The organism is Micromonospora sp. ATLC16, from assembly GCF_057196645.1.
In genome coordinates this window covers 1-13,950 of record NZ_JBXUOW010000100.1, presented here as the reverse complement: position 1 = coordinate 13,950, position 13,950 = coordinate 1, and the positions used below count along the sequence as shown (strand labels likewise).

Sequence of the window (13,950 nt, the reverse complement as noted above, 5' to 3'; positions counted from 1 at the left end):
CCGCCGCGCTGGCCCGGCTCGACGCCGAACTGGACGCCCGGACCGCCTCGCCCGCCCAGCGGGCGGTTTCCCGTCGGCAGGGCCGGGCACTGCTGCGGGCCGGTCGCCGGATCTGGCCGGCGGTCACCTTCGACGACCTGCCCGCCGCAGCGGACGGGCCGCACCAACCCCTGGTGCTGGGGCTTGTCGGTGCCGCCGCCGGTCTCGACCCCGGGCAGGTGGCCACCGTCGCCGCCCACGCGACGGTGACCGGCTCGGCCAGTGCCGCCGTACGCCTGCTGGGCCTCGACCCGTACCAGGTGCAGGCCCTGCTGGTGCGGCTCGCCGCTGCCTGCGACGCCACCGCGGCGCGGGCGGCGCGGGCCGCCGAGGAACCACCGGAGCGACTGCCCGCCGCCGCCGCTCCGCTCGCCGACATCCACGCCGAAGCTCACGCCACCTGGGAGGTGCGTCTCTTTGCGTCCTGAATTCGATCACGACGAGTCCGTTCCCCACACCCACCCCGAGCCGGGAGTCGACCCGCACGCCCCGCTGCCCGCCGCCGCGCGGGCGCTGCGGGTCGGCATCGGCGGGCCGGTCGGCTCCGGCAAGACCGCCCTGGTCGCGGCGCTGTGTCGGGCGTTCGCCGGTGAGCTGCGCCTCGGCGTGGTGACGAACGACATCTACACCACCGAGGACGCCGACTTCCTCAAGCGCGCCGGGGTGCTCGACCCGGCCCGGATCCGGGCGGTGGAGACGGGCTGCTGCCCGCACACCGCCATCCGCGACGACATCGGCGCCAACCTCGACGCCGTCGACGACCTGACCGACGCGCTGGGTCCGCTGGACCTGGTGCTGGTGGAGAGCGGCGGCGACAACCTGACCGCGACGTTCAGCCGGGGCCTGGTCGACCGGCAGATCTTCGTGGTGGACGTGGCCGGCGGGGACAAGGTGCCCCGCAAGGGCGGTCCCGGGGTGACCGCCGCAGACCTGCTGGTCATCAACAAGACCGACCTGGCGCCGATGGTCGGTGCCGACCTGTCCGTGATGGACCGGGACGCCCGGGCCCGCCGGGGCGACCTGCCGACGGTGTTCCAGTCCATCAGCGAGGACCCCCTGGCGACCCGGGTCGCCGGCTGGATCCGTCACGAACTGGCCCACCACCGGTCCGCGCAGTCCACGCCGGCCGGTCCGGTACCCGCCGGGCAGGCCTGATGCGGGCCACCGCCCGGCTGGTGGCCCGGCGCGACCGGCACGGCCGCACCGCGCTGGTCGAACTGCGCGGCGAAAGCCCGCTGCTGCTGCGCCAGGTACCGGCCCCGGGCGGTGGGGTCACGGTGTACGTCGTCGGCGGGGCGGCCGGGCCGCTCGCCGGTGACGATCTGCGGCTGGACGTCGAGGTCGGCCCCGGTGCGGCGGTACGCGTGCACACGGTGGCCGCGTCCATCGCGCTGCCCGGCCGCCCCGGCGCGGTCTCCCGGATGCTGGTCCGGGCCACCGTCGCCGACCGGGCGACCCTGTCCTGGCTGCCCGAGCAGCTGGTCGCGGCGGCGGGCTGCGCACACGTCTCGGATGCTCAGGTGGACGTCGCTTCGGGGGGCACCTTGCACTGGCGGGACGAGCTGATCTGCGGCCGACACGGCGAGCGGCCCGGCAACGTCGAGATCAACACGTGGGTCGACCTGGACGGTAGGCCGCTGCTGCGGCAGTCCCTGGCGGTCGGGCCGAATGCTCCCGGCTGGGCCGGACCGGCGGTGCTGGCCGGCGCGCCCGCCACCGGCTCACTGCTGGTCGTGGACCCGACCCGACCGGTGGAGCCCCCCGCGGTGTGCGGGACGCGGGCCCGGCTACCGCTTGCCGATGGCGCGGCGACCCTGTGGAGCGCCACCGCGCCGGACGCGCACACCCTGCGCGAGTACCTCAAGCCGGAGACCGCGCTGGATACCATCGCTGCGTCGGGCGAGGCAGAGGAGCGCGGGGTTGCACGAGTTGGGTGAGGTCGTCGCCGAGCGGCGGATCGCGATGGTTCTTCCGGACGGTGGCCCATCGGAGCTGGTCGTCCGGTTCGGCAGGCCGCACCCCGACCCGTTGCCGGGCGGTGACTGGTGCTGCCCGTTCCAGCAGCTGCCCCGCCCTCGCCAACTCCCGGGTTCGCTGACCCGGAGATCCGTGCACTTACCGGGATAGTGTCGCCTGGCTGGGAGTCGAGGCAGCAACTTCGCCGAAGTTGCGGGGACCGGGAACGCGTCCGAGGGTGCGAATGCGGCGGGAAGACACCGCCCCTATTTCAGGCGGGCGGTGGCCCGGCGGCGCTCCGGCTCCAGGCGTCCGATCAGCGCGTCGAGCAGCCCGGCCAGGTCGGTGTCGTCGGGTAGTTCGGCCAGTTCGTCGCGGATCCGGGCGGAGAGGCGCTCGTGCTCTCGACGGCCTCGGACGGTCAGGTAGGCGCGGATGCGGCGGCGGTCGATCGGGTCGATCCGGCGGAAGACGAGGTTGCGGTCGACGAGCTGGTCGACCAGCTTCGTCAGCGTGCCCGGCGGCAGCGACGCCTCGGCGGCGACCTCGCTCATCGGATGACCGCGACCGTCGGCGAGCAGGCAGAGGACCCGCCACGCCTCGATGGTGAGCGACTCGGCGGCGAGCACCCCGCCGATCCGGCGCGAGAGCAGCCGCTCGGCGCGGGTGAGCAGGGGTAGCAGGTCGGCTGCGGAACCGGGAAGGTCTGACATGGCACTCCCGCCTCTGATGCGCTGTCATCGTACCGAGATGTCCCGCTTACTGGGAGGGCTGGTCTTCACCAGCGGCTGCGGCCACCATGTGTTCATGTCCGCGCCGGCACCTGGGTCCGGGCGCCCGCAGGCGGGGGAGAGCATCGCCGCCGGGGCGTCCTGGCTGACCGTCGACCAGGGTGTGGTCAGTATCGCGTTGGTGTATCCGATGCGTGGGCCGGCGGGCATGTTCGGCCCGAGCTGCGAACTCTGCGCACAGCTCGCGGTCGAGGAACTCAACCGGCGTGGCGGCGTGCTCGGCCGGGAGTTGCGGCTGGTGCCGGTCGACGGCGGGGCGCCGCCGGCCGAGGTGGCCGCCGAGGTGGAGGCGTTGGTGTCGGTGGGCGCGGTGCAGGGCGTCACCGGCTGGCACATCTCCTCTGTGCGTCAGGCGGTGGCGCCGCGCATCGCGCACCGGGTGCCGTACGTCTACACCGCCCTGTACGAGGGGGGCGAGCGTACCGAGGGTGTCTTCCTGACCAGCGAGACGCCGGACGCGCAGCTGTGGCCGGCGATGCGGGTGCTCGCCGGGGAACGCGGGGTGCGGCGCTGGTTCGTGGTCGGCAACGACTACGTCTGGCCGCGCCGGACGACCCGGGCGGCGCACCGGTACGCGCTGCGCAGTGGCGGGCGGGTGGTCGGCCAGCACTTCCTGCCGTTGGAGACCCACGACTACGCCGAGGTGCTGCGCCGCATCGAACGCAGCGACGCCGACGCGGTGCTCATGCTGCTCGTGGGTGCGGACGCGGTCCGGTTCAACCGGGCGTTCGCCCGGGCCGGTCTGGACCAGCGGTGTCTGCGCCTGAGCACCCTGATGGACGAGAACATGCTGCTGGCCAGCGGCGCCGCCCACACCCGGGGGCTGTTCAGCACGGCGGGTTTCTTCGCCGGTCTGGTGACCCAGGAGAACCTCGACTTCCACGGCAGCTTCGGTCGCCGCTTCGGGTTGGAGGCGCCACCGCTGGGCAGCCTGGGGGAGTCCTGCTACGAGGGTGTGATGTTGCTGGCCGCGCTGATCGCCAAGGCCGGCACGCTGGACGTACGGGCGGTGGAGGCCTCCGCCGACGTGGTGTCGTACGACGGGCCGCGCGGTGAGTTGTGGCTGCGCCGCAGGCACGTCCGTCAGCGGATCTACCTGGCCGAGGCCGATGGCCTGGACTTCACCGTCCTGACCGAACTGTGATTTCCGCCGGGCGTGACCGGACCGTGCCTTGACAGGTCCGCCGGCCGGCGGCCAAGATACTTCCTACGTGAAGCATCCGACCGTCGCGTCGGATATAACCACCGTCCGGTGATGGACGGAAAAGCGCAGCCGAATGCGGCTGAAAATCGTGTGCCGGTGTCATTCCGCCGATTCTCCTCGGCTATGCGCCGGCATTTTTCGTGCCCTTGTCGAAGCGGTCGGGCCAGCAGAAACACTCTATTGAGGACTGGGAAACATCCGTGCAATGAAACGGATCGAAGCTTTCCCTGCCGATATTCGAATCGCCGCCCGGATCGGTGTCCACCCGCCGTGCCGGGCAGCGCCCAATGTTCCGACGGACCGCACCGCAGTTGGACAGAACCGCACTTCGTCTCGGGGCCGACGACCGTTCCCGGGCACTGACTGACGTCACACGCGCGACGCAGGGAGATTTGATGACACTGATCCGGGGCCGCCGCATCCTGGCGGGTGCCATGACCCTGGTCGCCGCGGCCGCGCTGGCCGCGTGCGGCAGCAAGACCACCGACGGGAACACCTCGGCGGGAGTCGCCGCCGATGTCTCCGGCGACACCGTGAAGGTGGGCCTGCTCAACTCCCTCTCCGGCACGATGGCCATCAGCGAGGTGACCGTCCGAGACGCGATCATGCTGGCGATCGAGGAGATCAACGCCGCCGGGGGCGTACTCGACAAGAAGATCGAACCCGTCGGCGAGGACGGCGCCTCGGACTGGCCGACCTTCGCCGAGAAGGCCGAGAAGCTGATCCGGGAGGACCGGGTGGCGGCCGTCTTCGGCTGCTGGACCTCGGCCAGCCGCAAGGCCGTCAAGCCGGTGTTCGAGAAGAACAAGGCGCTGCTGTTCTACCCGGTGCAGTACGAGGGCCTGGAGCAGTCGCCGTACATCTTCTACACCGGGGCCACGACGAACCAGCAGATCGTCCCCGGCCTGGACTACCTCAAGGCGCAGGGGGCCACCTCGCTCTACCTGGTCGGCTCCGACTACGTCTTCCCGCGCACCGCAAACAAGATCATCAAGGCGTACGCCGAGGCCAACGGGATGAAGGTGCTGGGCGAGGACTACGCCCCGCTGGGCTCCACCGAGTTCGGCACCATCACGAACAAGGTGAAGTCCTCCGGCGCCGACGCGGTGTTCAACACGCTCAACGGTGACAGCAACGTGGCGTTCTTCAAGGAGTACAAGTCCGCCGGGTTGACCGCCGCCAGCATGCCGGTGGTGTCGGTGTCGATCGCCGAGGAGGAGGTCAAGAGCATCGGCACCCAGTACCTGGAGGGCCAGCTCACCGCCTGGAACTACTACCAGACCACGCCCGGGGCGGCGAACGAGAAGTTCGTCGCGGCGTACAAGGCCAAGTACGGGGCGGACAAGCCGACGAGTGACCCGATGGAGGCCGCGTACGTCTCGGTCTACCTGTGGAAGGCGATGGTCGAGAAGGCCGGCACCTTCGACGTGGAGAAGGTCCGGGAGGCCTCCGACGGCATCACCTTCGAGGCGCCCGAGGGGCTGGTCACCGTGGACGGTGCCACCCAGCACATCGCCAAGACGGCACGCGTCGGCAAGGTCGGCGCGGACGGGTTGATCACGGAGGTCTGGAACTCCGGCGAACCGATCACCCCCGACCCGTACCTCAAGAGCTACCCGTGGGCCGGTGGCCTGAGCTGACCCGGTGGGGCCCGGGGGGCCCCCCCCCCCGGGGCCCCCCCCCCACGCTTCGCCCTGCCGGATCGCCACGCGGACTCCGGCCTCAAGGCCGGACGACGACCCGGTGATCACGGCGGTGCGAACGGTTCCACCAGGGCATCCATTTCGGACATCCCGATGCTGATCACCCCGTTCTGGCTGGACTGCTACGGCATCGCCGCCCGGGCGGTCGACGCGGGTGTCGGGCTGGCCCTCGACCACCCGTCCCGGGGCGTCAGCCCTCGACCCGGGACGGTCGAACGCCGGTCGGGGGGGGGGGGGGGGGGGGGGGGGGGGGGGCGCGAACCCCCCCCCCCCCGCCACCGGGTCGTCGATGGGTCAGGGGTTGGTGATACCCAGCGAGTAGCTGCCGGAGCCGCTGTACGCGTGCACCTCGAAGCGGTAGTAGCCCGCCGTGCCGTTGTAGGTCAGCGACTCGTCCGGCCCGGCGCTGTACGAGCCGGCCACATCGACCCAGGAGGATCCGCTCCACTTCTGCAGGTAGAGGTCGAAGTCCACCCCGGTCGGCCCGTCCAGGCAGCCGCGGTGGGTGCCCGAGGACGACGAGTAGTAGTAGCTGCCGTTCGGCTGGTACCGACTCTGGCCGGAGGAGATGCTGCCGGTGTAGGTCGCCTCGTAGCCGCTGCACCCGGTGGGCGGCGGCGGCTCACTACCGCCGCTGGTGCGCAGCGTCAGGCCGTACGCCGAGAGGATCTCGTTGACCGGCTGGAAGTAGGTGGTCCCGCCGGAGGAGCAGTTGCCGGAGCCACCCGAGGTCACGCCCTGGGCCTGCTGGCCGGTCAGCCACGACCCGCCCGAGTCGCCCGGCTCGGCGCAGGCGTTGGTGCGGGTCAGCCCGCTGACCGAGCCCTCGGCGTAGTTGACGGTCTGGTTCTTGGCCTGGATGGTGCCGCACCGCCAACCGGTGGTCGAGCCGGAGCGGCAGATGGCCGCGCCGACGGCGGCCTCGGTGGAGCCGGCGACCGTCACGTTGCCGCCGGAGTAGTTGTTGACCCACGGCTGCGGCGTCCAGTTCGAGTTGGTCTGGACCCAGCCGTAGTCGTTGCCCGGGAACGACGACCCGCGGAAGGTGCCCTGGGCCACCTGGTTGTAGCCCTGGGTCGCGGTGCCGGTACGGCCACAGTGCCCGGCGGTGACGAAGCCGCCGGTCACCGAGAACCCGACCGAGCAGCGCCCGCCCATGTAGTAGGCGTCGCCGCCACGGACGTCGTAGAGCAGCCGAGGCGCCTCGGTGGTGCTGACCACCCGGACCGCGGTGGCGTCGACGCGGCTCGTGCGGACGAACTTCGCGGCCGCAGCGGTGTCTCCGCTGGCGAGGACCACGACGGCGTTGGTCGTGACGTCGACGTACCAGCCGGGAACCGCGCCGGACGGCGCCTTGGCGGCGTGGCGGTCCAGGGATGCCTTGATCCGATCCAGTTCGGCACCGCTGCGCTCGACGATCGTCGCCCGCGCGCCGGCGGCCTTCACCCGGTTGGCTGCGGCCTTGCCGGTGACGGCGACGACCAGGCCGTCGGCGGTCATCCAACCACCGGCGTACGACGAACCCAGGGACCGGCGCAGACTGGCGTCCGTCCTGGTTCCCTTGTCGTCCCGGGCGATCCGGGTGCGTGCCTCGGTCGGGGTCAGGTCGAGGTCACGCTGCATCGCGGCGAGCATCTCCGACGATGCGGCCGCCACGGTGGCGGTGTCGGGGGTGGGCGGCGGGGCCGCTGCGGCGGGGGTTACCGCGACGGCGATGGCACCGACGGGCAGCAGGGTCGCTGCTGCCGCGAAGGCGAGAACTCGTCTCATCAATTGCCTCCTGTGGAAACGGCGGCGCGGATCGGGGGTGCGCCGCGATCGGGGCGGGGGTCGTCCCGCCGCGCTCCGCCCTCGGGGTTTGGGCGACGGTGCTGCGGGTGTCGCAGCCCGTTGACCTGGCCGGCGCCGCTGCCGGGCGCTTCGGAGGAACGCCAGCCGGATCAGGTGGGCCACCGCCAACCTAACCGGAAACAATTGAGTTGGATCTATACCAGCTAACTCATATCAAGGCGAGCAAGGCTCGATTCCTGGGTGGACGCCGGCTGCTCAGTCTGACGTGACCGCGTGCACGCGTTCGACGGTGCCGGCCTTCAGCCGCTCGGCCTCGACGATCGTGAACCCCGCAGCCCGCACCAGTGGCAGCTGACGGCGGGTGAGGTGCTCGCCGGCCGAACGAACCGTCAGCCGTTCGAGGAGCCACTGCGCGGCGTGAACCGGTGGCCACGTGCTACCGATGTGATCCAGCAGGAGCAGCCGGCCGCCGGGCCCGAGGACACGCTTCATCTCGTCGATCGCCCTCGCCGGGTGCGGGATGCTGCAGAGTGAGAGGGCGCAGACCACGGTGTCGAACGAACCGGCGGTGAAAGGTAACTCCTCGGCGTCGCCCTCGCGCAGGTCGACCGCACGACCGAGATCTGCGGCCCGTCCCCGCGCGATGTCCAGCATCGCCCGGCTCAGTTCGACGCCCACCACCGTCACATCGACGGGGTAGTACGGCAGGTTCCGGCCGGTGCCGATGGCGACCTCCAGCACCCGACCACGCGCGCGGGCCCCCAGCCATTCGCGGCCACCGGCGAACTGGACCCGCTCGAAGAACGCGATCTGCTTGTCGTAGGTGGGTGCGGACCTGTTCCACACCCGCCGCTGTTTCGCGGTCGGCGTCTCGGCGGTCGTCCGCTGGGCGTGGCTGTTCATGATGATGGTCTTCCTGATCGCCGGACGGAGTATTGGTGTGCAGCGGCCTGTCGCGGTGACATCGATACGTCGCGGTGACATGTCGCTCTGGACTCTTGTTGTCTCGCTCGGTCAAATCGTGACGGTGGTGGCCGTGCCGGGGGTGAGCCAGTGCAGGCTCTCCCGGACCGAGGACGGCGCGGCGGCGAAGGCGGCCTCGATCGCCGGTCGGCCCTCGCGGAAGTGACCCCAGCCCTCGTAGTGCACGGGCAGCACCGTGTGGGCCTTGAGCAGCCCGCACAGTTCGGCGCCCTCGGCGGCGGTCATCGTGTAGCGCAGCGGCCCGGTGAGGCCGAACCGCACCGCCCCGAGGTGCAGCACGACGGTGCCGATGGCGAATCGGTCGGTGACCTGACGGACTCCGTCGTAGAGCACGGTGTCGCCGGTGATCCAGAGGGGACCGTGCCGTTGGCCGGGCCAACGCAGCACGAACCCGGTCACCTCGCCGACGACGGGCCGGCTCAGCGGCGGGCCGTGCCGGCACGGGGTCGCGATGACCTCGATGGTGGGGCGGCCGGGTGCGGTCAGTGTGGTGCGCTGCCACGGTGCCAGGCCGGTGGCGGCGGCACCGAGTCGCCGGCCTCCGGCCACTGTGGTCACGACCCGGCCCGCCGCCCGTGACAGGGCCCGGCCGGCGTCGTCGAGGTTGTCGGCGTGGTGGTCGTGGGTCAGCAGCACCGCGTCGAGGTCGCCGAGCGACTCGGCGGCCAACGCCGGGCCGGTGAGCTTGCGCGAGGCGGTGCCCCAGCCGAACCGGTAGGTCCGCCCGGGCGCGTCGAAGGTCGGGTCGGTGAGCAACCGCCAACCGTCGACCTCGATCAGCACGGTCGGACCGCCGATGTGCGTGACCCGTACGTCGGTCACGCCGCGTGCCGTAGGGCCCAGTCCAGCACCCCGTCCGCGATCCGCTCCCAACCCTGCCGGGCCGGCAGCAGGTGGGCGTGGCCCGGGTGCGCGGGAGTCACCACCTGATGGCCCTCGCTCTCGTAGCGGGTGATCCGGTGTTCCCATCTCAGCTCAGTATGCGCGTCGCCGAGGGGTAGGACAACGCGGACAGGCAGATGATGCGGCTGCGCGTCGATGCCTTCCCCACCGGGCCGGACTGGGCCTTCACCCTGGTCGAGGCGACCGGCACCGGTAGTTCGGAGATCGTCCGTCCGGTCGGCGGGCAGTACGCACCCACGGTCCCCGGCATCTTCTGGGGGGTCGGCGCCGACGGCGGGCCGACCGGCGACCTCACCAGCGCCAGCCTCGCTGACCAGCAGCGGACGGTGGCCAGGGCGCTCGACCTCGGTGCCGGCCACGTCGACGTCGGACAGCGCCCGGAGGAAGGACACGTCGTCCTGGCCGACCCCGACGGCAACGAGTTCGGTGTCCCGACTCCCCGATAGCTCGCGTGGCCGGCGCCCGACAACCGGCGAAACGGCAACCCGTCGATCGCGGAGATCGCCCCGGGTCAGGAGTGGGTGGCGGACTTCTCGGGGTGGTCGGCGGAGGCGGTGCCGCGGCCGGGGCGGCGGGTCAGGACCCGGGGGCCGGAATCCGTGATGGCGACCGTGTGCTCGGAGTGGGCGGTGCGGGAACCGTCGGCCGACCGGATGGTCCAGCCATCCTTGTCGTACCTGATCTTGTCTGTGGAGTGGCAGAGCCAGGGTTCGATGGCGATGGTCAGGCCGGGTTCGAGTTTCAGGCCGCGCCGGGGGCGGCCGCTGTTGGCCACGTGCGGGGCCTCGTGCATGGTGCGGCCGATGCCGTGGCCGCCGAACTCGGCGTTGACCCGGTAACCGTAGGCTCGGGCGACCTCGTCGATCGCGGCGGAGATGTCTCCCAGGCGGCCGCCGGGCTGGGCGGCCTTGATGGCGGCGTCCAGTGCGACCTCGGTGGCCTCGATCAGCCTCAGGTCGGCCGGGTCGGGGGTGCCGACGATGACGGAAAGCGCGGAGTCGGCGACCCAGCCGTCGATGCCGACCGCCATGTCGATGCTGAGCAGATCGCCGTCGCGCAGGACGTAGTCGTGGGGGAGGCCGTGCAGCACGGCGTCGTTGACCGACAGGCACAGCACGTTGCGGAACGGACCGCGGCCGAACGAGGGGGCGTAATCCCAATAGCAGGACTGCGCACCGCGTTCGTCGATGCGGCGGCGAGCGTAGTGCTCGAGGTCCATCAGGTTGACGCCGACCGCGGCGACCCCGCTCAGTTCGGCGAGCAACTCGCCGACGAACTGGCCGGTCACCGCCATCCGCTCGATCTCCTCGGCCGACTTCAGCTCGATCATGAAGGCCTCCCTCATCCCTGCGGTATTTTTATACCACGCCACGATGGCGCTGCGCGGGAGGGGATATCCTGCTGGCATGGTTCGCCGACCGCTCACCGCCGAACAGATCGCCGCGGGCCAGCGTCTCGGAGCCGCCCTGCGGGCCGCCCGGGCCGGCCGTAGCCTCGTCGACGTGGCCCTGGCGGCCGGCATCTCTCCGGAGACGCTGCGCAAGATCGAGGCGGGTCGCCTCTCCGCGCCGGCCTTCGGCACCGTGGTCTGCCTCAGTCAGGCCCTGGACGTTCCCCTCGGCGATCTGGCCGAGGCTTGGCGGGCCGACATGCCCATCCGCCAGGCGTCCTAGGGTAGCCGTCGGACGCGCTGCGCTCGTCGAATGTCCGGCCCGCGACCCCGACGCATCCGTCATCATGCTGGACCTCGACCGGGTGCTGAGCTGAGCGGGTACCCGGCATTGGTGAACGCGGCCGGCAGGACGCTCCCACAGTCGGTCGCGCCGCCTTCTGGCACCAGCCACCGACAGGCCTCCACCCCCGCAACGGGCCACTTAGGATGATCAGCGGATGGTGAGCACTCTGGGCCCGGCACCGCCGACCGGACACACTTCGCGGTCTGGCTACACTCGGATCCGGCGCTCGATCCCGCGGTTCGGCCGACCGCGATCTGATGTGGACGAGGAGACGAGCTGTGGCGAGTCAAGAGGCGGCACCGCCCGGGGTGGACATGAGTGTGCCGAGCATCGCCCGGGTGTACGACTACATGCTCGGCGGCAAGGACAACTTCGCGGTGGACCGCGCCGTCGCCGAACACGCGCTCCGGATCACGCCGGACGGTCCACAGGCGGGCCAGGCGAATCGGGCCTTCCTGCGTCGGGCGGTGCGCCTCCTCACCGAGCAGGGCATCGGCCAGTTCCTCGATCTCGGCTCCGGTCTGCCCACCCAGGGCAATGTGCACCAGGTGGCCCTGCGCCACGACCCGCAGGCGCGGGTGGTCTACGTCGACAACGATCCGATCGTGCTGGCGCACGGCCGGGCGCTGCTGGCCGACGCCGGAACCGCGACGGTGGTCCAGGCCGATATCCGGTCGCCGGAGGCCATCCTGGAAAGCCCGGAGGTCCGCCGGTTCCTGGACTTCGACCGCCCCGTCGGGCTGTTGCTCTTCGCGATTCTGCACCACCTCGCGGACGACGAGAACCCGAAGGCGGTGGCGGCGCGACTGATCGACGCCCTGCCGTCGGGCAGCTACGTCGCGATCTCCCACTTCCGTGATCCCGGTGACCGGCACCCCGATGCCTCCCGGAAGGCGCGCGAGGTCGAGCGCATCTTCAACGAGTCCCTCGGCACCGGTCGATGGCGTACCGACGAGGAGATCCTTTCCTTCGTCGAGGGCCTGGAGGTGCTGGAACCGGGCCTGGTGCCGGTGGCCGCGTGGCGACCGGACCCGGATGAGGCCGCGCCGGAGCAGAGCGACACCTACCACACCTTCGTCGGACTCGTCGCGCGCAAAGCGTGATGCCCCAATCGGGTCCTCCTGTGAGTGGCCGCATCGACTGCGGCCACTCACCTGGTGCCGTCACCGCCACACCGTGACCTGACTGGCCACCAGTGCCTTCTGCCCTTCGAACGGGCGGTACGCCGTATGGTCGGTCAGTTGGTGGCGGGCCGCGAGGCTGCGGTACGAGAAACGGACCACCGTTCCCTCGATGCGCAGCAACTGCGGCGGGGCCGCCTCCACCGCCTGCGGGGCCAGCACGAGCAGGGTGCGATCGGCCAGGTCGACATCGCGTACGACGAGCGCGCGCTCGTCGATGACCTGGTCGACGGTCGCGGTCACGGTCAGCGCGTCACCGACGTCGACCTTGGCGAGGGTGTTCGGCGGGCTGGTGGCGGTGGCGGGGGGTGGCGGTTCCGCCACCGGCTCGGGGGCGCAGCCGTTGACGGCGAGTACGGCCGCCAGTGTGGTGGCGACCGCCGCGTGGCGTGCTTCGTGCCGGACGGCTCCCCGGTAGTCGCGCACGGCCGGCCGGGCTGTGGGGGCGTAGTCGGCGCGCAGACGCCGCCTGGCCCAGCGGGCGAAAGGTCGGTCGCGCATGTCGTCGCCTCCTCGAAAGAGTGCCTGTTCCCAGAGATGCCCTGCGGGATGACGAGTGCCGCGCGAACGTGTGACGGTCACGTGACATCACGGATCGAGGCGTACCAACTCATTGGCCAGGGGTTTTCCCGCCTGTGGCCGAGGGTAGCGCGATAGTCGACCAGGGCGGTGACCGGACACGATCCGCCGACGGACACCCCGCGGGGGGTGCGCGACCGGAGCGGGAGGTTGGGCTCGTGCGATGTCTGCAGCGGCGTTACCGGCTCGACGAACCGGTCGGCCGGGGTGGGATGGCCACCGTCTGGCGCGGCTACGATCTGCGGTTGCAGCGGACCGTCGCGGTGAAGCTGCTGTCGGTGCCGCTGCTGGGTGACCCGGCGGCCCGCGACCGCATCCGCCGTGAGGCGTTGGCCGCCGCGCGGCTGGACCACCCGGGCGTCGCCCGGGTCTACGACTACGGCGAGCAGCGGCACCTGACTCGCACACCCACCCCGTTCCTGGTGATGGAGTTCGTCGCCGGGCCGACGCTGGCCGCTCGGCTGCGTGCCGCCGGCCCGCTGCCCCCGGATGAGGCGGTGCGGATCGGTCGGGAGGTGGCGTCGGCTCTCGCCGCCGCGCACGAGCAGGGCATCGTGCACCGGGACGTCAAGCCCGGCAACATCATGCTCACCGAGAGCGGCGTGAAGGTCGTCGACTTCGGTATCGCGGCCGGCGCGGGTGACGACCCGGCGGAGCCGGACGGGCAGTTGTGGGGCACCCCGAGCTACCTGCCGCCGGAGCTGACCGCCGGAGCGGAGGCGGTGCCGGCCGGTGACGTGTTCGCCCTCGGCGTCGTGCTCGCCGAGTGCCTCACCGGTCAGGCACCTCAACGCTCTCCGCACGAAACGGTGGCCGTCCCCACCGTCGAGGGACTGTCCGACTCTCACGCGCAGCTGCTCGGTCGGTGTCTGGCCACCGATCCGGGCCGGCGTCCGGAGGCGGCCGAACTCGCCGAGACGCTGGCCGGGGTGACCATGGACCTGCGGCCGGCGTCGGGCTCCGTGGCCACCCATGGCGTACCCACCCGGGCGGTCGCCGGCCCCACCCGGTCGGCCGTCGGACGGTCCCGGCGGTCGGCGGTCGCCGGGCGGCGCCGCGGGCTGCTGTTCGCCGCCCCTGCCG

Annotated in this window: 14 protein-coding genes and 1 pseudogene; 9 read left to right on the top strand and 6 right to left on the bottom strand. The window is 71.6% G+C overall.

What is annotated here, in order from left to right:
• From AC2CHE_RS25140 to AC2CHE_RS25130, 3 genes are all read left to right on the top strand, one after another.
• Positions 1 to 467: urease accessory protein UreF (locus AC2CHE_RS25140; RefSeq protein ID WP_484507321.1), on the top strand; the 467-nt coding region annotated here is incomplete at its 5' end.
• Positions 457 to 1,194: an urease accessory protein UreG gene (ureG, locus tag AC2CHE_RS25135; protein WP_484507320.1), complete on the top strand. Its 738-nt coding sequence runs from the start codon at positions 457 to 459 to the stop codon at positions 1,192 to 1,194. The genes AC2CHE_RS25140 and ureG, both read left to right, overlap by 11 nt.
• Positions 1,194 to 1,976, top strand: coding sequence for an urease accessory protein UreD (locus AC2CHE_RS25130; protein ID WP_484507319.1), 783 nt, complete (start codon positions 1,194 to 1,196; stop codon positions 1,974 to 1,976). Before ureG ends, AC2CHE_RS25130 begins: the two co-directional genes overlap by 1 nt.
• Before the next feature lie 285 nt (positions 1,977 to 2,261).
• Here the strand turns inward: AC2CHE_RS25130 and AC2CHE_RS25125 are convergent, their stop codons facing one another.
• On the bottom strand, positions 2,262 to 2,708 hold the full coding sequence (locus AC2CHE_RS25125) for a MarR family winged helix-turn-helix transcriptional regulator (RefSeq protein WP_484507318.1): 447 nt from the start codon (positions 2,706 to 2,708) through the stop codon (positions 2,262 to 2,264).
• 37 nt (positions 2,709 to 2,745) lie between these two features.
• Between AC2CHE_RS25125 and AC2CHE_RS25120 the strand changes: the two genes are divergently transcribed.
• Together AC2CHE_RS25120 and urtA are read left to right on the top strand one after the other, a co-directional pair.
• Entirely contained in the window at positions 2,746 to 3,930 is a 1,185-nt protein-coding gene (locus AC2CHE_RS25120; protein ID WP_484507317.1) for a substrate-binding domain-containing protein, read from the top strand.
• Positions 3,931 to 4,385: 455 nt separating this feature from the next.
• Positions 4,386 to 5,630 carry an urea ABC transporter substrate-binding protein gene (gene urtA / locus AC2CHE_RS25115; protein ID WP_281604059.1) on the top strand — a complete coding sequence of 415 codons (1,245 nt, stop codon included), beginning with the start codon at positions 4,386 to 4,388 and terminating at the stop codon, positions 5,628 to 5,630.
• Positions 5,631 to 5,987: 357 nt separating this feature from the next.
• Here the strand turns inward: urtA and AC2CHE_RS25110 are convergent, their stop codons facing one another.
• The 3 genes from AC2CHE_RS25110 to AC2CHE_RS25100 form a co-directional block, all read right to left on the bottom strand.
• Entirely contained in the window at positions 5,988 to 7,463 is a 1,476-nt protein-coding gene (locus AC2CHE_RS25110) for a S1 family peptidase (RefSeq protein ID WP_484507316.1), read from the bottom strand.
• 276 nt (positions 7,464 to 7,739) lie between these two features.
• Complete coding sequence (locus tag AC2CHE_RS25105; protein ID WP_484507315.1) at positions 7,740 to 8,387, bottom strand: class I SAM-dependent methyltransferase; 648 nt, start codon at positions 8,385 to 8,387, stop codon at positions 7,740 to 7,742.
• Positions 8,388 to 8,498: 111 nt separating this feature from the next.
• On the bottom strand, positions 8,499 to 9,290 hold the full coding sequence (locus tag AC2CHE_RS25100) for an MBL fold metallo-hydrolase (RefSeq protein WP_484507314.1): 792 nt from the start codon (positions 9,288 to 9,290) through the stop codon (positions 8,499 to 8,501).
• A gap of 197 nt (positions 9,291 to 9,487) precedes the next feature.
• On the opposite strand from AC2CHE_RS25100, the pseudogene AC2CHE_RS25095 reads away from it, so the two are divergent.
• Positions 9,488 to 9,811, top strand: a pseudogene (locus AC2CHE_RS25095) (VOC family protein); the annotation flags it as partial.
• A gap of 71 nt (positions 9,812 to 9,882) precedes the next feature.
• On the opposite strand, the gene map reads toward AC2CHE_RS25095, so the two are convergent.
• Positions 9,883 to 10,701 carry a type I methionyl aminopeptidase gene (map, locus tag AC2CHE_RS25090; RefSeq protein WP_484507313.1) on the bottom strand — a complete coding sequence of 273 codons (819 nt, stop codon included), beginning with the start codon at positions 10,699 to 10,701 and terminating at the stop codon, positions 9,883 to 9,885.
• Between the two features lie 76 nt (positions 10,702 to 10,777).
• On the opposite strand from map, the gene AC2CHE_RS25085 reads away from it, so the two are divergent.
• Positions 10,778 to 11,044 carry a helix-turn-helix domain-containing protein gene (locus AC2CHE_RS25085; protein WP_484507312.1) on the top strand — a complete coding sequence of 89 codons (267 nt, stop codon included), beginning with the start codon at positions 10,778 to 10,780 and terminating at the stop codon, positions 11,042 to 11,044.
• Positions 11,045 to 11,385: 341 nt separating this feature from the next.
• On the top strand, positions 11,386 to 12,210 hold the full coding sequence (locus AC2CHE_RS25080; RefSeq protein WP_484507311.1) for an SAM-dependent methyltransferase: 825 nt from the start codon (positions 11,386 to 11,388) through the stop codon (positions 12,208 to 12,210).
• Positions 12,211 to 12,270: 60 nt separating this feature from the next.
• Here AC2CHE_RS25080 and AC2CHE_RS25075 read toward each other — a convergent pair whose 3' ends face one another.
• A complete protein-coding gene (locus AC2CHE_RS25075) occupies positions 12,271 to 12,789 on the bottom strand; it encodes a hypothetical protein (protein ID WP_484507310.1) in 519 nt (172 codons plus the stop codon).
• A 236-nt stretch (positions 12,790 to 13,025) separates the two neighbouring features.
• On the opposite strand from AC2CHE_RS25075, the gene AC2CHE_RS25070 reads away from it, so the two are divergent.
• Positions 13,026 to 13,950, top strand: a 925-nt coding sequence (locus AC2CHE_RS25070; RefSeq protein WP_484507309.1) for a serine/threonine-protein kinase, incomplete at its 3' end; no start/stop codon positions are given.

Bases quoted from the DNA above. Each gene is read 5' to 3' on its own strand.
- AC2CHE_RS25110 (WP_484507316.1), bottom strand. From the start codon at position 7,463: ATGAGACGAGTTCTCGCCTTCGCGGCAGCAGCGACCCTGCTGCCCGTC.
- urtA (WP_281604059.1), top strand. From the start codon at position 4,386: ATGACACTGATCCGGGGCCGCCGCATCCTGGCGGGTGCCATGACCCTG.
- AC2CHE_RS25130 (WP_484507319.1), top strand. From the start codon at position 1,194: ATGCGGGCCACCGCCCGGCTGGTGGCCCGGCGCGACCGGCACGGCCGC.
- AC2CHE_RS25105 (WP_484507315.1), bottom strand. From the start codon at position 8,387: ATGAACAGCCACGCCCAGCGGACGACCGCCGAGACGCCGACCGCGAAA.
- AC2CHE_RS25125 (WP_484507318.1), bottom strand. From the start codon at position 2,708: ATGTCAGACCTTCCCGGTTCCGCAGCCGACCTGCTACCCCTGCTCACC.
- map (WP_484507313.1), bottom strand. From the start codon at position 10,701: ATGATCGAGCTGAAGTCGGCCGAGGAGATCGAGCGGATGGCGGTGACC.
- AC2CHE_RS25085 (WP_484507312.1), top strand. From the start codon at position 10,778: ATGGTTCGCCGACCGCTCACCGCCGAACAGATCGCCGCGGGCCAGCGT.
- AC2CHE_RS25120 (WP_484507317.1), top strand. From the start codon at position 2,746: ATGTCCCGCTTACTGGGAGGGCTGGTCTTCACCAGCGGCTGCGGCCAC.
- AC2CHE_RS25075 (WP_484507310.1), bottom strand. From the start codon at position 12,789: ATGCGCGACCGACCTTTCGCCCGCTGGGCCAGGCGGCGTCTGCGCGCC.